The 18,732-nt window shown below is 73.6% G+C and carries 17 protein-coding genes and 4 pseudogenes; 11 read left to right on the top strand and 10 right to left on the bottom strand.

From position 1 onward, the window contains the following. Nucleotides 1–47 precede the first annotated feature (47 nt). Nucleotides 48–323 (top strand): annotated as a pseudogene (locus ACX6XY_RS27000) (ROK family protein); the annotation flags it as partial. Here ACX6XY_RS27000 and ACX6XY_RS26995 read toward each other — a convergent pair. Continuing rightward, nucleotides 311–1,012 carry a TetR/AcrR family transcriptional regulator gene (locus ACX6XY_RS26995; RefSeq protein ID WP_460336131.1) on the bottom strand — a complete coding sequence of 234 codons (702 nt, stop codon included), beginning with the start codon at nt 1,010–1,012 and terminating at the stop codon, nt 311–313. The pseudogene ACX6XY_RS27000 and the gene ACX6XY_RS26995 overlap by 13 nt on opposite strands. Nucleotides 1,013–1,148: 136 nt before the next feature. Here ACX6XY_RS26995 and ACX6XY_RS26990 point away from each other — a divergent pair, with 136 nt between their 5' ends. After that, nucleotides 1,149–1,649, top strand: coding sequence for a nitroreductase family deazaflavin-dependent oxidoreductase (locus tag ACX6XY_RS26990; protein WP_460336128.1), 501 nt, complete (start codon nt 1,149–1,151; stop codon nt 1,647–1,649). Here the strand turns inward: ACX6XY_RS26990 and ACX6XY_RS26985 are convergent. Beyond that, nucleotides 1,633–2,916 (bottom strand): geranylgeranyl reductase family protein, encoded by a 1,284-nt coding sequence (locus ACX6XY_RS26985; RefSeq protein WP_460336137.1) that lies wholly within the window; start codon nt 2,914–2,916, stop codon nt 1,633–1,635. The two genes, ACX6XY_RS26990 and ACX6XY_RS26985, sit on opposite strands and share 17 nt — an antisense overlap. A 294-nt stretch (nt 2,917–3,210) precedes the next feature. Here ACX6XY_RS26985 and ACX6XY_RS26980 point away from each other — a divergent pair, with 294 nt between their 5' ends. Both ACX6XY_RS26980 and ACX6XY_RS26975 read left to right on the top strand, forming a co-directional pair. Continuing rightward, complete coding sequence (locus ACX6XY_RS26980) at nt 3,211–4,575, top strand: M20/M25/M40 family metallo-hydrolase (protein ID WP_460336125.1); 1,365 nt, start codon at nt 3,211–3,213, stop codon at nt 4,573–4,575. Nucleotides 4,576–4,644: 69 nt separating this feature from the next. Beyond that, nucleotides 4,645–4,923 (top strand): annotated as a pseudogene (locus ACX6XY_RS26975) (MBL fold metallo-hydrolase); the annotation flags it as partial. On the opposite strand, the gene ACX6XY_RS26970 reads toward ACX6XY_RS26975, so the two are convergent. Together ACX6XY_RS26970 and ACX6XY_RS26965 are read right to left on the bottom strand one after the other, a co-directional pair. Continuing rightward, on the bottom strand, nt 4,893–5,948 hold the full coding sequence (locus ACX6XY_RS26970; protein ID WP_460336122.1) for an NUDIX hydrolase: 1,056 nt from the start codon (nt 5,946–5,948) through the stop codon (nt 4,893–4,895). The pseudogene ACX6XY_RS26975 and the gene ACX6XY_RS26970 overlap by 31 nt on opposite strands. 72 nt (nt 5,949–6,020) lie before the next feature. Beyond that, nucleotides 6,021–6,518, bottom strand: coding sequence for a MarR family winged helix-turn-helix transcriptional regulator (locus tag ACX6XY_RS26965; RefSeq protein ID WP_460336120.1), 498 nt, complete (start codon nt 6,516–6,518; stop codon nt 6,021–6,023). 124 nt (nt 6,519–6,642) lie between these two features. Between ACX6XY_RS26965 and ACX6XY_RS26960 the strand changes: the two genes are divergently transcribed. Genes ACX6XY_RS26960 through ACX6XY_RS26950 form a run of 3 tightly spaced genes read left to right on the top strand, consistent with a single transcriptional unit; the run spans nt 6,643 to nt 10,633 of the window. Beyond that, nucleotides 6,643–7,374, top strand: coding sequence for a (2Fe-2S)-binding protein (locus ACX6XY_RS26960; RefSeq protein ID WP_460336117.1), 732 nt, complete (start codon nt 6,643–6,645; stop codon nt 7,372–7,374). 2 nt (nt 7,375–7,376) lie between these two features. Beyond that, nucleotides 7,377–8,354, top strand: coding sequence for an FAD binding domain-containing protein (locus tag ACX6XY_RS26955; RefSeq protein WP_460336114.1), 978 nt, complete (start codon nt 7,377–7,379; stop codon nt 8,352–8,354). Then, nucleotides 8,354–10,633 (top strand): xanthine dehydrogenase family protein molybdopterin-binding subunit, encoded by a 2,280-nt coding sequence (locus ACX6XY_RS26950; protein ID WP_460336109.1) that lies wholly within the window; start codon nt 8,354–8,356, stop codon nt 10,631–10,633. The genes ACX6XY_RS26955 and ACX6XY_RS26950 overlap by 1 nt, the downstream gene beginning before the upstream one ends. 61 nt (nt 10,634–10,694) lie before the next feature. Here ACX6XY_RS26950 and ACX6XY_RS26945 read toward each other — a convergent pair whose 3' ends face one another. The 4 genes from ACX6XY_RS26945 to ACX6XY_RS26930 all read right to left on the bottom strand — a co-directional run bounded on the left by ACX6XY_RS26945 (nt 10,695) and on the right by ACX6XY_RS26930 (nt 14,234). Then, the gene (locus ACX6XY_RS26945; RefSeq protein ID WP_460336106.1) at nt 10,695–11,021 is read right to left on the bottom strand and encodes a DUF6332 family protein; all 327 of its coding nucleotides are present in this window, start codon (nt 11,019–11,021) and stop codon (nt 10,695–10,697) included. Between the two features lie 5 nt (nt 11,022–11,026). After that, nucleotides 11,027–11,797 carry a maleylpyruvate isomerase family mycothiol-dependent enzyme gene (locus tag ACX6XY_RS26940; RefSeq protein WP_460336101.1) on the bottom strand — a complete coding sequence of 257 codons (771 nt, stop codon included), beginning with the start codon at nt 11,795–11,797 and terminating at the stop codon, nt 11,027–11,029. A gap of 65 nt (nt 11,798–11,862) precedes the next feature. Continuing rightward, nucleotides 11,863–12,429, bottom strand: a complete 567-nt coding sequence (locus tag ACX6XY_RS26935; RefSeq protein WP_460336098.1) for a hypothetical protein — start codon at nt 12,427–12,429, stop codon at nt 11,863–11,865. A 5-nt stretch (nt 12,430–12,434) separates the two neighbouring features. Continuing rightward, complete coding sequence (locus ACX6XY_RS26930) at nt 12,435–14,234, bottom strand: serine/threonine-protein kinase (RefSeq protein ID WP_460336095.1); 1,800 nt, start codon at nt 14,232–14,234, stop codon at nt 12,435–12,437. A 107-nt stretch (nt 14,235–14,341) separates the two neighbouring features. On the opposite strand from ACX6XY_RS26930, the pseudogene ACX6XY_RS26925 reads away from it, so the two are divergent. From ACX6XY_RS26925 to ACX6XY_RS26915, 3 genes and pseudogenes are all read left to right on the top strand, one after another. Then, nucleotides 14,342–14,680, top strand: a pseudogene (locus tag ACX6XY_RS26925) (alpha-ketoglutarate-dependent dioxygenase AlkB); the annotation flags it as partial. Continuing rightward, on the top strand, nt 14,677–15,912 hold the full coding sequence (locus tag ACX6XY_RS26920; protein ID WP_460336093.1) for an ROK family protein: 1,236 nt from the start codon (nt 14,677–14,679) through the stop codon (nt 15,910–15,912). The pseudogene ACX6XY_RS26925 and the gene ACX6XY_RS26920, both read left to right, overlap by 4 nt. A gap of 25 nt (nt 15,913–15,937) precedes the next feature. Then, nucleotides 15,938–16,215, top strand: a pseudogene (locus ACX6XY_RS26915) (SHOCT domain-containing protein). A 108-nt stretch (nt 16,216–16,323) separates the two neighbouring features. Here ACX6XY_RS26915 and ACX6XY_RS26910 read toward each other — a convergent pair. Both ACX6XY_RS26910 and ACX6XY_RS26905 read right to left on the bottom strand, forming a co-directional pair. Then, nucleotides 16,324–16,815: an ATP-binding protein gene (locus ACX6XY_RS26910; protein WP_460336090.1), complete on the bottom strand. Its 492-nt coding sequence runs from the start codon at nt 16,813–16,815 to the stop codon at nt 16,324–16,326. Nucleotides 16,816–16,997: 182 nt separating this feature from the next. Beyond that, on the bottom strand, nt 16,998–17,327 hold the full coding sequence (locus ACX6XY_RS26905; protein ID WP_460336087.1) for a hypothetical protein: 330 nt from the start codon (nt 17,325–17,327) through the stop codon (nt 16,998–17,000). 243 nt (nt 17,328–17,570) lie between these two features. Here ACX6XY_RS26905 and cds1 point away from each other — a divergent pair, with 243 nt between their 5' ends. Beyond that, a complete protein-coding gene (gene cds1 / locus ACX6XY_RS26900; protein WP_460336084.1) occupies nt 17,571–18,704 on the top strand; it encodes an L-cysteine desulfhydrase Cds1 in 1,134 nt (377 codons plus the stop codon). Nucleotides 18,705–18,732: the final 28 nt, after the last annotated feature.

Raw genomic sequence — 18,732 nt, 5'->3', positions numbered from 1 at the left:
GCTGACGTGTAGCGTCGGGGGGGCTCGGTTTTGTGTATACGAGCCCGCGCGCCGCCCGCGCGCTGGCCGCGGGGATCGCGGCCACCGCGGCGCTCGTCGAGATCGAGATCGCGGTGGTCGGCGGGGGAGTGGCAGCGGCGGGCGAGATCCTCTTCGCCCCGCTGCGCCGCGCCCTGCGCGACTACGCGACCCTGTCGTTCGTCCGCGACCTGACGGTGGTACCGGCCAGGACGGGCACGGACGCGGGCCTGGTCGGCGCGGCCGCGGCGGCGCTGACCGCTGGCCGCCAGGCGCGCCCGGCGGCCGTCCCTCACGGGGACTGAGAGCTCACCAAGCCTACGGTGTGAGCGAGTTGGGCGGCGGCGTGGGCGAAGAACGCCGCCCGGTCCTCGACGACCCGGTGGAACTGGCCGAACAGCTCGAAGGAGATCAGGCCGAACAGCTGCGACCACGCGGCGACCAGCGCCAGGGCCGCCGCCGGAGGCAGGTCGGGCGCGAACTCGGCGGCCAGCCGCTCGGCCTCCGGGCGCACCTCGTCGGGCAGCCGCGGTACGGCGAGGCCCGCGCCCTGGTGGGCGTCGCGGGCGAGGGAGATCAGCAGCAGGCCCACCCGCGCCGCGGGACCGGCCGTGTCGCGGGGGGCGGCGTATCCGGGCACGGGCGAGCCGTAGATGAGCGCGTACTCGTGTGGGTGGGCGAGCGCCCAGGTGCGGACGGCACAGCAGACGGCGACCCAGCGCCGCGCGGGGGCGCCGCCGTCGGTCGCGGCGTGCGCGGTTTCGGCGGCCTCGCCCACGGCGTCGTAGGCGTCGATGATGAGGGCCGTCAGGAGGGCGTCCCGGCTGGGGAAGTAGCGATAGAGCGCCGATGAGGCCATGCCGAGCTCACGGGCGACGGCGCGCAGCGACAGTTTGGCCGCTCCGTCGGCGGCGAGCTGTCGGCGGGCCTCGTCCTTGATGGCCGCGGTGACTTCGCCGCGGGCGCGCTCCCTGGCGCCTCGTGTGCTGCTCATGGGCCCAAGTCTGCCAGAGCACCGCACCGAGATCAGAGCACTGCACGCAAATGAGAGCACTGCTCTTGATTCGGCTCACGGCACTGTGGAACACTGCTCGCAAGCGAGAGCAGTGCTCACATTTCTGGAGGCCGCCATGCCGACACCATCCGCCGCATCCGCCGCGTCATCCGCCACGCCGTCGCCGTCGCAGCCGTACTACCTCAAGGCCGGGCCCGTCGCCACGCGCCTGAACGGCTTCGTCGGCTGGCTCGCCCGCCACGGGATCAGCCTCCAGGGCTCCGCCGAACTCTCCGTCGTCGGCCGTAAGAGCGGCCGCCTCCAGCGCGTCCCGGTCAACCCGCACACCCACGAGGGCGCCCAGTACCTGGTGTCCGCCCGCGGCCACTCCCAGTGGGTGCGCAACATGCGCGCCGCGGGCGGCGGCGAGCTGAGGACCGGTCGCAAGGTCCGCGCGTTCACGGCCGTCGAGATCCCCGACGACCTGGCGAAGGCCCGGATCCTGCGCACCTATCTGGAGCGCTGGGGCTGGGAGGTCAACGGCTACTTCCAGGGCGTGACGGCGGCCTCGACCGACGCGGAGATCCTCGCGGCCGCACCGGACCACCCCGTCTTCCGGATCACTGTCCGGAAGTGACCTCGGCTCCGGCCCCGGCCCCGCCAGCCTCGCCGGTCTCCCCAGCCTCCCCGGCCCCCGTACCGGCCCCCGCGCCGCTCGCGCGCCCGCCCTGGGCCTGCGACCGGTCCAGTACGTGCATCGCGCGCCTGGCCAGCGGATAGTCCCGGACGATCTCGGCGAGCGTGGTCGAGCCACGCACGATCCGCGTGAACGCCGTCCACGCGGGCCTGAACCCCGTCACGGCGGCGTGCACCGCCCCCGGCCGCCGCGCGAACGCGGCGAGCAGCCGCCGTCCCATGCTCATCTCCACGCCGAGCCCCGCCTTGATCGCGAAGGCGTAGTTCTGCGCCTGGCGGCGCGCGTCCACCGCGTCCTGCGCCTCGGAGATCCGAACCGCCCATTCCCCCGCGAGCCGCCCCGACCTGAGGGCGTACGAGATGCCCTCCCTGGTCCACGGTTCGAGCAGCCCCGCCGCGTCCCCGCACACCAGGACCCGGCCGCGGGAGAGCGGCGAGTCGTCGGCGCGGCAGCGCGTCAGATGCCCGGACGAGACGCTCGGTTCAAAGCCCGCGAGGCCGAGCCGCCCGATGAAGTCCTCCAGATAGCGCTTGGTGGCCGCGCCGTCGCCGCGCGCCGAGATCACCCCGACGGTGAGCGTGTCCCCCTTGGGGAACACCCAGCCGTAGCTGCCCGGCAGCGGCCCCCAGTCGATCAGCGCCCGGCCCGCCCAGTCCTCGGCGACGGGCGCCGGGACCGGGATCTCCGCCTCCAGGCCGAGATCCACCTGGTCGAGCCGCACCCCGACATGGGCCCCTATCCGGCTGGCGCTGCCGTCGGCGCCGACGACCGCGCGGGCCAGCACGGTCTCGCCGTCGTTCAGGACGACGGCGACCGTACGGCGGTCGGGGACGGCCGGTCCGTGCTGCTCCACGCGCGCGACCGTCGCGCCGGTGCGCAGCTCGGCGCCGGCCTTCTCGGCCGCCTCGACCAGGCGCTGGTCGAACTCGGGACGGTTGACGAGCCCGAAGAGCATCTGCCGGGAGCGGCGGGTACGGGCGAAGCGCCCGTCCAGCGAGAAGGTCACCGCGTGCACCCGGTCGCGCAGCGGCAGGTCGAAGCCGGGCGGCAGGGCGTCGCGCGAGGGCCCGATGACCCCGCCGCCGCAGGTCTTGTAGCGGGGCAGCTCGGCCTTCTCCAGGAGCAGGACGCGGCGCCCGGCGACCGCCGCCGCGTAGGCGGCGCTGGCGCCCGCGGGACCGGCGCCGACCACCACGACGTCCCACACCCGCCGGGTGTCGTCCGCCGCCTGCCCGGCCGAACTCCCGGCCGCCTGCCCGGCGGCGCGCTCGTCAGGGTCCTCGCTGGGGTTCTCGTTCGGGTGCCCGGTGGGGTTCTCGCTGCTCACGTGGTCTGCCGCTCCCGGTCAAGCTCGCTGCCGCTGCTGTCCACGGCATCCTACGGCGGGAGTCCGCGGACAGGCCCTCGGGCCGCCGTGCCCCCGCTGTGGGAGGATCGGCACCGCATTCGCCGTGCTCACCAGCACCGTACGTACCACGTCGCACCCACGAGGAGCGTGCCCATGCCGTCCCGCCAGATAGCGGAAACCGTCGCCTCGCTCATGCCGCGAGCCAAGGCCGAACTGGCCGAACTGGTGGCGCTGAAGTCCGTCGCGGACTTCGAGCAGTTCCCGAGGAGCGAGAGCGAGGCCGCCGCGAGCTGGGTGGCCGACGCGCTGCGCGCCGAGGGCTTCACGGATGTGGCGCTGCTCGACACCCCGGACGGCACCCAGTCCGTCTACGGTTTCCTGCCGGGACCCGAGGACGCGCCGACGGTCCTGCTGTACGCGCACTACGACGTGCAGCCTCCGCTGGACGAGGCGGCCTGGGTCACCCCGCCCTTCGAGCTGGTCGAGCGGGACGGCCGCTGGTTCGGCCGCGGCACCGCCGACTGCAAGGGCGGTGTGCTGATGCACCTGCTCGCGCTGCGCGCCCTGAAGGCGAACGGCGGGGTCCCGGTGAGCGTGAAGTTCATCGCGGAAGGCTCCGAGGAGCAGGGCACCGGAGGCCTTGAGCGGTACGCCGAGGCGCACCCCGAACTCCTCAAGGCCGACTCGATCGTCATCGGCGACAGCGGCAACTTCCGGGTCGGCACGCCGACGGTCACCTCGACGCTGCGCGGGATGACCCTGCTGCGGGTCCAGGTGGACACCCTGGAAGGCAATCTGCACTCCGGGCAGTTCGGCGGCGCGGCGCCCGACGCGCTGGGCGCGCTGATCCGCGTACTGGACTCGCTGCGCGCCGAGGACGGTTCGACCACGGTGGACGGGCTCACCGGGGACCAGACCTGGGACGGGCTGCAGTATCCGGAAGACGGCTTCCGCGCCGACGCCAAGGTGCTGGACGGCGTGCGGCTGATCGGCTCCGGCACCGTCGCCGACCGCATCTGGGCGCGCCCCGCGGTCACGGTCCTCGGCATCGACTGCCCGCCGGTGCTCGGCGCGACCCCCTCGGTGCAGGCGAGCGCCCGTGCCCTGGTCAGCCTGCGGGTGCCGCCGGGCGTGGACGCCGCCGACGCCACCAAGCTGCTGCGCGCCCACCTGGAGGCGCACATCCCGTGGGGCGCGCGGATGGTGATCGACCAGATCGGCCAGGGCCAGCCGTTCCGCGCGGACACCGCGAGCCCGGCGTACGCGGCGATGGCCGAGGCCATGCGGGTCGCCTATCCGGGCGAGGAGATGCGGTACGCGGGCCAGGGCGGGTCCATTCCGCTGTGCAACACCCTGGGCGCGCTCTACCCGGATGCGGAGATCCTGCTCATCGGGCTGAGCGAGCCGGAGGCGCAGATCCACGCGGCGAACGAGAGCGTGTCCCCGGACGAACTACGGCGGCTGTCGGTGACGGAGGCGCTGTTCCTGCGCAACTACGCGGCGAGCCTGGCCTCTTGAGACCGCCGCGCCGCTAGAGCCCGTACGCGGCGGGCTGAACTCGTATGGTCGGCCCATGAGCTGCTGCCCGCGCCCGGCCGCACGGACGGCAGTATCGCGCTCCATCTGCCGCGCCACGGCGTGCTGTCCACCGGTGACGCCATCGCGGCGTCACCGGTCGACGGGCAGATGATGCTCGGCGTGTTCAACCTGGACCGGGAGCGGGCCGCCGCCTCGTTCCGCGCGCTGGCGGCCCTGGAGTCCCAGACGGCCTGCTTCGGGCACGGCGACCCGGTCACCGATAACGCCTCAGCGGTCCTGCGGGCCGCGGCCGCCGCTCAGCCGACGGGCGCCCCATCCTCAAGGTAGAGCGGCGCGCCCCGCTCCCGTGCGCGCAGGGCCCAGCGCAGCCGCTCGTAGCGCACCGGGGGCAGCATCCGGGCGGCCTCCTCCTCGCTGGCGAAGCGGCAGCCGCGCAGTTCGGGCCCTGGCAGCAGGAGGCGCTCGGCGGCCCGGCTGTCGAGCCGTCCGCCGTCGAACAGCAGCCGCATCCCGCCGAATCCGGGCGGCCGCGGCGGCTCCCAGTCGACGACGAGCAGTCCGGGCGCCCGGTCGAGGCTAAGGCCGGTCTCCTCGGCGACCTCGCGTACGCCCGCGCGGGCGGGAGCCTCGCCGGGTTCGACGACCCCGCCGGGGAACTCCCAGCCCGCCTTGTAGGTGGGGTCGACGAGCAGGACGCGGTCCCGCTCGTCGAAGAGGAGCACCCCGGCGGCGACGGTCTCAGCCGTGGGCTCGGGGGTCTGCACGATGTCGCAGGCCCCCGCGTCCGAGGTGCGGACGGCGTCGGCGATCCGCTCGGCCGTACGCCGAGGGGTGAGCGCGCTGGTGTCCAGGACATAGGCGTCGGCGGCCAGCCAATCGCCGAGCGCGGCGCGGTATGGCTGAATGTGGTCGTCCCGCTCGCCCCGCTCGCCCCGCTCGTCCGGCTCGTCTCGCTGGTCCGGCTCGTCCGGCGCCGTCCCGCGCCGGGCGACGCGGGCGCGCAGGATCGTTTCCGCCGGGCTGAGCAGCACATGCCGTACCGCGATCCTGCGGGCGGCGAGCCCACCGAAGATCTCGTCACGGTAGTCCTGCCGCAGCAGCGTCATGGGGACCACGAGCACCCCGCTCACCTCGGCGAGCAGCGCGGCGGCGGTGTCGACCACGAGGCGGCGCCAGATAGCCAGGTCCTGGTGGTCGTCCACTTCGTCGAGGTGTTTGGGCGGCAGCAGGTGCGGCAGGGCCGCGCCGATGACCTCGGGGTCGAAGAGCGTGCTGTTCGGGATCAGCTCGATCAGTTCTCGTGCGGTGGCCGACTTGCCCGCACCGAACGCGCCGTTTATCCAAACGATCACGGTTACCCCTCCTGAGTGGGACCCATGTGGCTTGCCCGCTGCACCCGCGTGCGGAAACCACGGCCCGGTGGATCAGGCCGGGTCGCCGGCCGCCCCGCGGAAGGGGGCCAGGACCGTCCGTCCGCCGTCCACATGCTCGGCGAGCGTGTGGAAGGCAGCGGAGCAACGACCGAGCAACTCGACCAGCGAGGCACGCTCATCGGCCGTGAAAGCGTCACCGAGCCGACGCTCGATTTCCACCGCCGCGGCGTCGGCGACGGCCAGCGTCCGCTCCCCGTCGGCGGTGAGCCGGGTCTCGGTGGCGTTGCGGTGATAGGGGTGGGGGGTCCGGCTGACCAGGCCCTTGCTCTCCAGGTTCACCAGGATCGTCGCGATGGTCTGCGGGGTGACGAGACACAGCCGGGCGAGCGCGGCCGCCGACGCGCCGGGGTTCTGCGCCAGCACCACCAGCACCGTGTACTGCGGAACGGTGAGCCCCGCGGGCTTCAACGCCGCCTGCTTCAGGGCGATGAGCTCCTGTTCCACCCGCTTGATGTGGTGGCCCAAACGCTCGGTGACTGGCATCTGCATGGCGGCATGGTACCCACCCGCTGTTTTATCGGCAGAGTATTGGCTCTTGCCAGAGTTCTGGCTATGGTGGCGGCTGGGAGGGCCGCCAGGCCGTCGGATGCCTTCAAGACCGTGGGGACGCTCTATGGCGCCAGAGAACAGCACGTCACCAGCACACGAGTTAACCGAGCTTCCGGGACGCCGATCGGTCCTGGTCGCCGGCGCGGGGGTGGCCGGAGCCGCCGCCCTGGCCGCGCCCGGACGAGCCGCCGCGGCCCAGAGCCGCGCGGCCGCGGAAGCCGCCGAAGCCGCCGGAACCGGGAGCACCGGGGCGGCTGAGGCGGCCGGGGCCGCGCCCCGCACCGCCACCGTGGCGCTCGTCGTCAACGGGCGCGCCCAGAAGATCGAGGTCGACGTCCGCGCCAGCCTGCTGGACACGCTGCGCGAGCGGATCGGGCTCACCGGCCCCAAGAAGGGCTGCGACCAAGGCGCCTGCGGGGCCTGCACGGTCCTGGTCGACGGCCGCAGGACGGTGTCCTGTCTGACCCTGGCCGTGATGTACGAGGGGCGCGCGGTGACCACGGTCGAGGGCCTGGCCCAGGGCGGCGAACCGCACCCGATGCAACGGGCGTTCATCGAACAGGACGGCTTCCAGTGCGGGTTCTGCACGTCCGGGCAGATCGTGTCGGCCGTCGGCCTGCTGGCCGAGTCGCCCGACGTGCCCGCCGAACAGGTGCCCGAGCTGATGAGCGGCAACCTGTGCCGATGTGCCGCCTACCCGCACATCACCGACGCGATCGCGCAGGCCAGGCAGGCGACGACGCGAACGGCGCAGCGCACGCGAAAGCCCCTCAAGCCGCGGAAGAAGGGAGCCTGAGCGTGCGGACGTTTCACTACTCCCGGCCGCGCGAGGTCTCGCAGGCCGTCGCGCTGCTCGCCGCGGACCCCGACGCGCGGGTGATCGCGGGCGGCACGGACCAGGTCACGCTGCTGCGCGACGGCGTCCGCGCGCCGTCCCGGCTCGTCGACATCGGCGACCTGCCGTGGGACCGGGTCCAGTGGCGGCGGGACGGCGGCGTGCGGATCGGCGCGCTGTGCCGCAACGCGCCGCTGGACGCCCGGCTCGGCGAGCGCTATCCGCTGCTGGCGCAGGCGTTGGCGTCCGGCGCCTCGCCGCAGATCCGCAACATGGCCAGTTTCGGCGGCAACCTGCTCCAGGGCGTGCGCTGCCCGTATCTGCGCGCGGGCGACTTCCCGTGCAACCGGCGTGATCCCGGTTCGGGCTGCGCGGCCGTGGACGGCGACAGTTCGCACCACGCGGTGTTCGGGGCCAGCGAGTCCTGTGCGGCCGTGCACCCTTCGGACCTGGCGGTAGCCCTGCGGGCGCTGGACGCCGCCGTACGGGTGGTGGGGCCGGACGGACGCCGGACCATCCCGATCGACACGCTGCACCGGCTCCCCGGCGGCGCGCCGCACCGCGAGCACACCCTCCGGGCGGGCGAGCTGATCGAGTCCGTGGAGCTGCCGCCGCAGCCGAGGGGACGGCGCTCCCGCTACCTCAAGTTCCGCGACCGCGCGTCCTTCGCCTTCGCGTTGGTGTCCGCCGCGGTGGTCGTCGACCTGGCGGACGGCGAGGTGCGGCGCGCCCGGATCGCCCTCGGCGGCGTCGCGCCCAAACCCTGGCGCTGCACGGCGGCCGAGAAGGCGCTGACCGGACGGGAGCTGACCGAGTCCACGATCGCGGCGGCCGCCCGTGCGGCGACCGAGGGGGCCGCGCCGCGCCCCGACAACGCGTACAAGGTGACCCTGATCAGCCGGGTCGTCCGCCGCGCCCTGACCGAGCTGGGAGGCCGCTGATGGCAGGCAGTGCTCAGGGAACCAGCGGAGAGGCCCCCTGGGAGGACCCGCTCGGCGCCGGGCTCGCACGGGTCGAGGGCCCCGACAAGGTCACCGGGCGCGCCGTCTACTCCGGTGACGTCCGGCTGTCCGGGATGGCGCACGCCGTCATGGTGACCAGTACGGAGTCCGCGGGCCGGGTCCGCCGCGTCGACACCCGCGAGGCCAGGGCCGCGGACGGCGTGCTGGCCGTACTGACCCATCGCGACCGGCCCCGGTGGACGGCCGAACCCCCGGTTCCCTACGCCGCCGAACCCCGGCTGCCGCTGGCCGACGACCGCGTCCACCACGCGGGCCAGTGCCTGGCCCTGGTCGTCGCCGAGAGCCTCGAACAGGCACGCCACGCGGCCGCCCTGGTCCGGATCGACTACCGGACCCGGAAACCGGTGCCCACCCTGGACGCGGCGCTGCCGCACGCGTATGTGCCCACCGACAGCCCGTACTTGGTGCTCGGTGAGCCCGAGTCGCTGCGCGGGGACCCGGAGAGCGCCCTGGACCGGGCCCCGGTGAGGATCACCGGACGCTACCGTACCGCGGCGCTCTCCCACGCCCCGATGGAGCCGCACTCCACGCTCGCCGTGTGGCGGGGCCGGGAACTCACGCTGTACGACTCAAGCCAGGGCGTGTTCCGCCACCGACCGGCCGTGGCCGCCGTGTTCGGGCTGGAGGAACACCAGGTCCGCATGGTCTCCTCGCTCATCGGCGGCGGGTTCGGCACCAAGGCGTTCGTCTGGGCGCACACCCTGCTCGCGCCGCTCGCCGCACGCGCCGTGGGCCGCCCGGTGCGGCTGACCATCGACCGCAGACAGGTGTTCGAGGGGACCGGCAGCATGCCCGAGACGCTCCAGCACCTGCGCCTCGGCGCCGACCGGCACGGCAGGCTGCGGGCGATCACCCACGACAGCGTCAACCCCACCTCGTTCACCGTGGACCGCCACGAGACCACCGCCCACTGCGTACGGGCCATGTACGCGGTACCGCACCTGCGGACCACCACCAAAGTGGCGCGGGTCAACACCGCGACCTCGACCTCCATGCGGACCCCCGGCGACAGCCCCGGCATGTTCGCCCTGGAGTCGGCCATGGACGAACTCGCGTACGCGACCGGCCTGGACCCCGTGGAGGTGCGCCGCCGCAACTACGCGGACACCCACCCGGAGAGCGGAAAGCCGTGGGGCGGCAACCGGCTGCTCGACTGCTACACGCTCGGAGCGAAGGTGTTCGGCTGGGACCGGCGCGAGCACCGGCCGCGCTCCATGCGGGACGGCGACGACCTGATCGGCTGGGGAATGGCGTCGGCGATCCGCGTCGAACACGCCGTCCGCGCCCGCGCGGTGGTGGAGATCCGCCGGGACGGCACCGCGGAGATACGCACCGGCACCGTGGAGATCGGCGGCGGCACCCTGACCACGATGGTGCAGGTGGCCGCGTCCGGGACCGGGGTGCCGCCCGCGCGGATCGGGATCCGCTCCGGCGACACCGACCTGCCCGCGGCCGCGCAGACCTTCGGCTCGCGCACGTCGGGCAGCACCGGCAGCGCCGTACACCTCGCGGCCGCCGACGCCCGGCGCACCGCGATCCGGCTCGCCGTCGCGGACCGCGGCTCGCCGCTGTACGGGCGGGCCGAGGACGCCGTCGAAGCCGCCGACGGACGGCTGTTCCTGCGGGACGACCCCGCGCGCGGCGAGACCTACGCGGCACTGCTCTCCCGGCAGGGCAAGCGCGCGGTCCGCGGCACGGGCGACTTCATTCCGCCCGAGGACCAGCCGTCCGCGCTGTCCACGTTCGGCGCGCACTTCACGGAGGTACGCGTCGACCGCGATCTGCCGCGGGTGCGCGTCACCCGGCATGTCGGCGTCTTCGACTGCGGACTCGTCCTGAACGCGAAGACCGCGCGCAACCAGGCCCAGGGCGGCATCATCTACGCACTGGGCGGCGCCCTGATGGAACGCCTCATGCCCGATCCGGTCTCCGGCCGGATGGTCAACCCCGCCCTCACGGACTACCACGTGCCCGTGCACGCCGACATCGGGCGCGTCGACGCTCGCTTCGTCGGCGAGGCCGAACACGGGACCAACCCGCTGGGCGCGAAGGGACTCGGCGAGGTCTGCGCGGTGGGCGTGGCCCCGGCCGTCGCCAACGCGGTCTTCCACGCCACCGGGCTGCGGATCCGCGAACTCCCGCTGACCCCCGAGAAGCTGCTCGCGGCGGAACGACAGGCCGACCGCCCGCCGCGGTAGCGGCCGGAGGAACTCCTGCGGGAGCGCGAGGTGGCGACCGTGCCCCACCGGTCGTCCTCGCCTACGAGTCGGGGCTGGTACGCCCCGGCTGGCTCGGCTGACCGTCCAGGCCGCCCGCGCTCTCGCTCTCGCCCGCGCGCTCTCGCTCGGTCTGCCGGAACCGCCGGAGCACCCCGGCCACCCGGACCGCGAACACCACCGGCACCACGACGGCAGCCGCGCCTCGCAGCGCGGTCTCCGCCCACCCCGGCAGGGTGAACAGCACCGTGGGTCCGGCGACCACGCCCAGCGTGAGGGCGGCGGCGAGCGCGGCGGAGAGCAGCGCGTAGCCGATCTCCACTGTCATCGCGTCCCGTGCGGCCTGGGTGCGGCGCGATCCGGCACGCATCAGCCTCACACCACGGCCGACGTCTCGCGCCAGAGCCGGGCCAGCTCGGGGTCACCGGTGATGTGCGGCACCGGAGCGCGGTTCCACAGGGCCAGATAGAGCTGTGCGGCGGGCCCGCTCAGCTCACAGTCGCTCGCGCCCGCGTCGCTCCGCTCGGTGACGGGGGTCTGCTCGGAGATGCGAACGGTCCACACCGCGTCCGTGCCCGTGCCCGTGGCCCGGACCCGCAGCACGCCCGGCTGGGCCGACCGTACCCGGCTCTTCGCACGCGAGTGCATACCGCACAGCAACTCGTCGATGCCGTCCACCGCGAAGGCGGCGTCGATGGTGTCCCCGTCCGCGGTGTCCCCGTCCGCGATGTTCCCGTCCGTGCCGCGCAGCGCGGACTGGGAGTCCATCCGGTGCACCGTCGTCTCATGGGCCTGCCGCCGCGCCCAGAACGCCAGCGGCGACGGCGCGGGCAGAAACGTCCAGCACTCCACATCGGCGGGCGCGTCCTGCAGCACGGTCACCAGCCGGGCATGCCCCGCACGGAACCAGGCGAGCAACTCGGCGCCGTCCAGCTCGGGTTCCCCGTCGCCGGGCCGGGGCGAACGGTGGCCTTCGGCCACGAACGCGGTGGCCCAGCGGTGCACCATTCCCGTATGCCGGAGCAGATCGCGCACCCGCCAGCCGGGGCAGGTGGGCACGGCGGCCTCGAGACCGGCCAACTCGGCGTTGTCGGCCAGCAGCTGGCCTTCCTTCTCCAGTACGCGAAGGTATTCAGCGATATCCATACCGGGAGTGTGCCTGAGCGCGGGGCCGGACGCGGCGGGATTCCGACGGGTGGAATCCCGGTGTGTCAGCGGTAGTCGTCGGGGTGGTCCTGCATCCATGTGTTGATCTTGTCGCGGGTGCCGATCAGCAGGGACTGGTGCTCCTTGAGATTCTCGAAGGAGCGGTCTCCGTCGAGCGTCCGCCGCAGTTCGGCGATCCACTCGATGGGCTCGGGGAAGTGGCCGGGGCCCTTGGGGTCCGCCTTCATCGCCGCGTCGAGGCCCATCAGTTCGTCATACACGCGGCCGAGGAAGTACGCGCAGTTCCCCGGTGTGCAGGAGTCGTTCAAGGTCGCCTGGAGCGTGGCGAACGCGTCACGGACCAGCTCCACGGGCGGCGTGCGGGTCATGCCGTCCGAGGCCTCGTCGCCCCGCACCTCGTCGCTCGGGGCCCCGTCGGCTGGCTCGTCGGCCGCCCCGGCGGGCGGCGCGGAGCTCTGGGTGCTCTGATCGGCCGGGGCGTTGGTCGTGCTGGTCGTGCCGGTCGTGCCGGTCGTCCGCGCGTCCGTTTCGGCGCCGGACGAGCAGGAGACGGCCAGCGCCGCGAGGAGCAGGACGAACGCGGGGGCACGTCGGGTCAGCGGTCTCAACATAGGGCTCACTCCTGCGAATCGGACATCCGGAAACCGTTCTTCACGTCGGTGAAGACGGGCTTGTGCTGCCGCCACTCGGCCCTCGGCGCCGAGAGATAGATCACGTACTCGTTCCCGCCGGGGCGGCCGAACGCGAGGTCGGACGCGCGCCACTGGCGCGCTCTGCCCTGCCAGACGAACTCCCAGATCGCGGCAGGCAGCCCGCGGAAGCTGGTGCCCTGCATCCGCAGCCGGCGGTAGCCGGGCAGCCTGCCCTCCTGTACGGACCTGGCCTCGTCGTCCTTCCAGCGCTGGAGCGGGTCCGCGCTGGCGAAGTCGACCACGGAGACCCGCAGGCCGACCAGCCCGTCGGGGGAGACATAGGCGATCTCGTTCCGTTCCTCGCCGCCCTCGGGCGTCTTCCGGGTCCAGCCGTCCGGCACGGGGAAGGAGACACCGAGCTCCTCCTCGTGGACCAGGTGGTACCCGTCCGGAACCGGCGGAACCGGCGGATCCGAGGCCTCCGACGCGGGCGAGGCCTCGACGGAGGGCGAAGCCGACGCGGCGGGACGGCTGTCCGGGGACTTCTGGGAGGCCGCGCCGTCCCCGTCCCGCAGGGCGAACGTCGCCGCACCGGCGGCCACCGCCACGGCGACCACGGCGGCGATCCCCCACACGGCCCCGCGACGGCGCCCGCCCCGCACCGGCGGGCCGGAGGCCGCGGACGCGGGCATCGGCGCGGTGGCCGGAGCGAGAGCGGGAGCGGCGGTCGGCCCTCCGGGCCGCGGCCCCACCCCCGAGCCTCCAGCCAGCCCCGCGCCCTCGACCGCGCCTCCGGCCAGCCCCGCGCCCGCGCTCCCGACGACGCCCGAGCCCGCGGCCAGCCCCGCGCTCGCGACTACGCCCGAGCCCAAGCTCTCGACCGCGTCCGTGCCCGCGCTCTCGACGACGCCCGCGTCCCCGGGCGTCGCCAGCGTCGCCGTCTCCGGCGAGGCGGCGGACTCCCGCAGCATCCGCTCCACGTCCGCCAGCGACGGCCGCCGCTCCCCGTCCTTCGTCAGCAGGGCCTCGATCAGCGCCGTCAGCGCCCCGGCCCGCCGCGGCGGCCGCAGCGGCTCGGCGGCGATCGCGTACGCCGTCTCCAGCGCCGTGTCCCGGCGGAACGGGGGCCTGCCCTCGACCGCTTGGTACAGCGTCGCGCCCAGCGACCACAGATCGGACGCGGGTCCGGGCGTGCCGCCCCTGACCCGTTCGGGCGCCACATAGTCGACGGACCCGACGAGCTCGCCCGTCTTGGTGAGCGTGGACGTGCCGCTGGCCTGGGCGATGCCGAAGTCCGTCAGCACCACCCGCCCTTCGTCGCCGAGCAGGACGTTGCCGGGCTTGACGTCCCGGTGCAGCACCCCCGCCGCGTGCGCGGCCCGCAGCGCCGCCGCCATGCCCAGGCCGATCCGGGTCGCCTCGCGCGGCGACACGGTCCCGTCGCGCTTGATGGCGTCGCCGAGCGTCCGCGACGGCACGTACTCCATGACGATGCAGGGCCGTTCGTCGTCGTCCACGACGTCATGCACCACGACCACGTTGGCGTGACTGATCCGGGCCGCGCTGCGCGCCTCGCGTCGGGTGCGCTCGTACAGGGTGGCCAGCTCGTCGGCGGCCAGCTGCGGCGACGCGTGCAGCCGCTTCACGGCCACCTGGCGGCCCAGCAGTTCGTCCTCGGCCCGCCATACGACGCCCATGCCCCCGCGGCCTATGCGCTCCACCAGCCGGTATCGCCCGGCGACGCGCACCGCCTCGTCCCCCGCCACCCTGCGCCCTTCCACCATCCCCGTCCGCCATGAACGCGCCACGATAGCCGGGCGGGCGCGCCCGCTGAGCCCCAGGGGGGTAGGGGATGATGGGGACCATGGGTGAGGAACTGTTTCCCCTTCCCCGTGAGGGGACGCACCGCGACTCCGACGGGGAGTCCGACGCCCTAGTGGTCTCGCTCAGCCTCGGCGACACCTGTGTCTTCCGGTTCGGCAACACCCGGACCCGCGCGAAGCCGTACACGGACATCGAGCTGCGCGGCGGCGACCTCGTCGTCTTCGGCGGGCCTTCGCGGCTCGCCTACCACGGCGTGCCACGGGTATGCGCGCGCACCGGGCCGCCCGGTCCCGGACTGGCCGGTCCTGGACTGGCCGGTCTCGGACTGGCCGGGCGGCTGAACATCACGTTGCGGGTGAGCGGCTTTCCGGCGGCTCAGGGGATCATGGGAGACTCGCCTGCATGAACGGCAAGGCGGAACAGCGCGAAGCGGGGCACGTGTCCACGCGTACCCGGCTGGAGCGAGGGCGCGCTGCACTGGGACCGGCGCTCGAACTCGTCCACACCGGCCGCGCGCCGACCCGTGCCGTCCTCACCGCCGAACTGGGCGTCACCCGCGCCACCGCGGGGGCGGTGGCCGCGGAGCTGGAGGCGCTCGGGCTGATCCGGGTGACGCCCGGAGCCGCCGCCGGATCACAAGGCCGCCCCTCGCACCGGCTGGTCGTCGCCGATGACGGCCCCGTGGTGCTCGCCGCCCAGGTGCACGCCGACGGGTTCCGGGCCGCGCTCGTCGGACTCGGCGGCGAGATCGTCGCCACCGCGCCCGGCTGCGAGACCATCGACGCCGACCCGGCGCGGGTACTCGGCTCCGTCGTCGACGCGGGCGGCGCGCTGCTGCGGGAGACCGGGCGGCGCTGCGTCGGCGCGGGGCTCGCGGTGCCGTCCGCGGTCGCCGAGCCCGAGGGCAACGCGCTCAACCCGCTGCACCTGGCCTGGCCCGCCGGTGCGCCGGTCCGTGAGATCTTCGCCGAGCGGGTGCGCGCGGCGGGCCTGCCCGTACCCGCGTTCACCGGCAACGACGTCAACCTGGCCGCGCTCGCCGAACACCGGCACGGCGCGGGCCTCGGCGCCCGGCACCTGCTGTGCGTGGCCACTGGGCACCGCGGCGTCGGCGGCGCGCTCGTACTCGACGGCCGCCTGCACACCGGCAGTTCGGGACTGGCCCTGGAGGTCGGCCACCTCACCGTCAACCCGGAGGGCCGCCCCTGCCACTGCGGCAGCCGCGGCTGCCTGGACGTGGAGGCCGACCCGCTCGCCTTCCTGACCGCGGCCGGACGGACTCCGGGCCCCGAGGTGAACCTGCTGCAACAGTCCCGCGATCTGCTCCGCAGGGAGTACGCCGACGACCCGCTGGTGCGGCGCGCCGCACAGGAGCTCATCGACCGCCTCGGGCTCGGCCTCGCGGGCCTGGTGAACATCCTCAACCCCGACCGGATCATCCTCGGCGGGCTGCACCGCGAACTCCTGGACGCCGACCCGGAGCGGCTGCGCGCCGTCGTCGCCGACCGCAGCCTGTGGGGCCGCAGCGGCGGCGTCCCGATCCTGGCCTGCACGCTCGACCACAACAGCCTGGTCGGCGCCGCGGAACTGGCCTGGCAGCCGGTGCTCGACGACCCGCTGGGCACCCTGACCGGGTGACTCGGTGACGTAAGCCCCGGGGACCCTGGCGCACGTCGCGGACGGCGGGCCCGGCCCGTGGATTCTGCTCGTCCCGCTGATCTGGGCGGCCGTCGCCGTCGCCATCGGCATGGCACGCTGCTGCGGCGCACCGTCCGGCACGGTCGGCACCGGCCAGGGGGCTCCGTCCCCGGCGACCAGTCGCCGATCTCGCTGCCCGGCCGCCGGTTCGCGGCCGGTGAGGTCGACGAGGACGAGCACTGGCGGCGGCTGGCCGTCCTGGACGAGCGGTTCGGGCCGAGCCGCGCGGGCGGTGCGGCATGACCACCGTCCCGCGTGCCGGCGGGAGAACCGCCGGGCAAGCGGGGTGAGGGCAGGTCACCGCCCGGTCGGCCCACTACGGCCGACCGGGCGGGAGCATAGGGCCGTCCGTCAGACCGGGGCCCGCTGCCCCGTGTTCCGGGCGTCCGCGTAACGTCCGCCCGCGGCCGCCGCGTACACCGGATACGGCGCCGGCGCCAGCGTGCCCGGCGGCGCGGGGAGCGTGAACCAGACGACCTTGCCCGCGGCGCCCTGCGGTCGCACCCCCCAGCTCTCGCTGACCGCGGCGACCATGGCGAGCCCGCGTCCGCAGGTGGCGGACGACTCGGCGTCCCGTAGTTCGGGCAGCCGGGGGTCGTGGTCGTGGACGGAGACCGTGAGCCGCTCGAGCAGCAGCTCGATCTCCACGGTGCACGTCTTGTCCGGCCTGGCGTGCTGGTGGACGTTGGTGAGCAACTCGGTCACGCCGAGTGCGGCAGTGTCGATCAACGGGTCGAGCTGCCAGTAGCGCAATTGCGCGGATACGATTCTGCGGACCTGTCCGATCCGCGACGGCAGGGCCTGGAGCTCCACCGTGCAGTGCCTGCTGGGCTGGCTGATCACGGCTGCGACTCCCCGAATTGAGGTCCGGAAGAAGACGAAGGTGGAAGCCGGGGCGTACATCCCCGAATCCCGCGGTGGCTGCCTGCTGCTGGGGCGGTGGCTGTGGCTGAGTCACAGCGTAACCGCCGATAAACCCTGAGTGACGTGAAACCAGGGTGGCTCAGCGACCGCGGGAGCGCAACTCAGCGTCGGGAGAGCGCCCCACTCGCCCTGCGCACCGCTTCGATGAACCGGCGGACCGTCGGCGGCCCCGACTCGCCTGGCGCGGGGTCGTGTTCACCCAGCGTCAGTGAGTACCGCGTACCGTTGACGGTGGCCTGCGCCCGGTCGTGGGGGGCGAACCACGCCCTGCCCGCCCGGACCGTCTCCAGCGGCGCGCTGTCGATCTCCCGGCCGTAACTGGTCAGCAACTGCAGGCGGCCACCGCTGATCCGCACCTGCCCGGCCCGTGTGAGCGAACGCAGACGCCGCTCGATCCCTACGCCCGTAGCTGTGAACTCCGGCTCCGTCATGCCGCGCGCCCCCTCGTCCCCGCCTGTCGTTCTCGCCTGGTCGCCTTCGTGGCCCTGCTGGGAAGTCTGCCCGCGACGCGCCGCGAACGCCAGGCCTTGCGGCCCAGGTGCCGGACCAAGGTGGCGCTTTGGGGGTGTCAAAGGTGTCTTTATGCAGGTGAGAAGCGTGTGGAAGGTGTCTATGATCGGTGTCGTCCGGCTGTGGCCGTCCGGGTCAGGCAGGAGACGAAGGAGCCGCGCACGGTGAGCACCCCACAGCCTTCAGAGGCCGGTACGGCCCTGGCCACCCTCGATGTCGACCACAGTGATCCGGCCTACCGGGACTGGCTGAAAGAGGCCGTACGCAAGGTCCAGGCGGACGCCAACCGCTCGGCCGACACGCACCTGCTGCGCTTCCCGCTGCCCGAGCGGTGGGGCATCGACCTCTACCTCAAGGACGAGTCGACCCATCCGACCGGCAGTCTCAAGCACCGCCTCGCGCGTTCGCTGTTCCTCTACGGGCTGTGCAACGGCTGGATCAGGCCGGACAAGCCCGTGATCGAGGCGTCCAGCGGCTCGACGGCGGTGTCCGAGGCGTACTTCGCGAAGCTCATCGGCGTCCCGTTCGTCGCGGTGATGCCGCGCACCACCAGCGCCGAGAAGTGCCGTCTGATCGAATTCCACGGCGGGCAGTGCCACTTCGTGGACGACTCGCGCAGAATGTACGAGGAGGCGGCGGCGCTCGCCGTGCGCACCGGCGGCCACTACATGGACCAGTTCACCTACGCGGAGCGGGCCACCGACTGGCGCGGCAACAACAACATCGCCGAATCGATCTACCAGCAGCTGCGTTTGGAACGCTACCCGGAGCCCGCCTGGATCGTCGCCACCGCCGGGACCGGCGGCACATCGGCGACCATCGCGCGCTATGTGCACTACATGCAGCACGACACGCGCGTCTGTGTGCCCGACCCCGAGAACTCCTGCTTCTTCGACGGGTGGACCAAGGGCGACCCGGACGCCGTCAGCGACTGCGGCTCACGGATCGAGGGCATCGGCAGGCCGCGGATGGAGCCGAGTTTCGTACCGGGCGCGATCGACCGGATGATGAAGGTGCCGGACGCGGCCAGCGTCGCCGCCGTACGCGCCCTGGAGCGGGTCATCGGCCGCAAGGCGGGCGGCTCGACGGGCACCGGACTGTGGAGCGCGCTGAAGATCGTCGCCGAGATGGCGGCCGCCGGGCACAGGGGAAGCGTGGTCACCCTGCTCTGCGATCCGGGGGACCGCTACCTCGACAAGTACTACTCGGACGCGTGGCTCGCCGAACAGGGTCTGGACATCACCCCGTACGAGGCCGCGATCGACTCCCTCCTGAAGACGGGCGTCTGGAACGAGTAGCAGGCCCTGCTCCCAGCTGGAGCCCGTA

This window comes from Streptomyces sp. O3 (genome assembly GCF_054788135.1).
Note: the sequence above shows the minus strand (reverse complement) of the source record. Positions and strands in the feature narration are given on the sequence as shown.

Excerpts from the sequence above, each read along its gene's own strand:
- ACX6XY_RS26980 (WP_460336125.1), top strand. The coding sequence starts at position 3,211 with ATGCCGTCCCGCCAGATAGCGGAAACCGTCGCCTCGCTCATGCCGCGA.
- ACX6XY_RS26940 (WP_460336101.1), bottom strand. The coding sequence starts at position 11,797 with ATGGATATCGCTGAATACCTTCGCGTACTGGAGAAGGAAGGCCAGCTG.
- ACX6XY_RS26995 (WP_460336131.1), bottom strand. The coding sequence starts at position 1,012 with ATGAGCAGCACACGAGGCGCCAGGGAGCGCGCCCGCGGCGAAGTCACC.
- ACX6XY_RS26950 (WP_460336109.1), top strand. The coding sequence starts at position 8,354 with ATGGCAGGCAGTGCTCAGGGAACCAGCGGAGAGGCCCCCTGGGAGGAC.
- ACX6XY_RS26920 (WP_460336093.1), top strand. The coding sequence starts at position 14,677 with ATGAACGGCAAGGCGGAACAGCGCGAAGCGGGGCACGTGTCCACGCGT.
- ACX6XY_RS26905 (WP_460336087.1), bottom strand. The coding sequence starts at position 17,327 with ATGACGGAGCCGGAGTTCACAGCTACGGGCGTAGGGATCGAGCGGCGT.
- ACX6XY_RS26960 (WP_460336117.1), top strand. The coding sequence starts at position 6,643 with ATGGCGCCAGAGAACAGCACGTCACCAGCACACGAGTTAACCGAGCTT.
- ACX6XY_RS26965 (WP_460336120.1), bottom strand. The coding sequence starts at position 6,518 with ATGCAGATGCCAGTCACCGAGCGTTTGGGCCACCACATCAAGCGGGTG.
- ACX6XY_RS26930 (WP_460336095.1), bottom strand. The coding sequence starts at position 14,234 with ATGGTGGAAGGGCGCAGGGTGGCGGGGGACGAGGCGGTGCGCGTCGCC.
- ACX6XY_RS26945 (WP_460336106.1), bottom strand. The coding sequence starts at position 11,021 with ATGCGTGCCGGATCGCGCCGCACCCAGGCCGCACGGGACGCGATGACA.
- ACX6XY_RS26990 (WP_460336128.1), top strand. The coding sequence starts at position 1,149 with ATGCCGACACCATCCGCCGCATCCGCCGCGTCATCCGCCACGCCGTCG.
- ACX6XY_RS26935 (WP_460336098.1), bottom strand. The coding sequence starts at position 12,429 with ATGTTGAGACCGCTGACCCGACGTGCCCCCGCGTTCGTCCTGCTCCTC.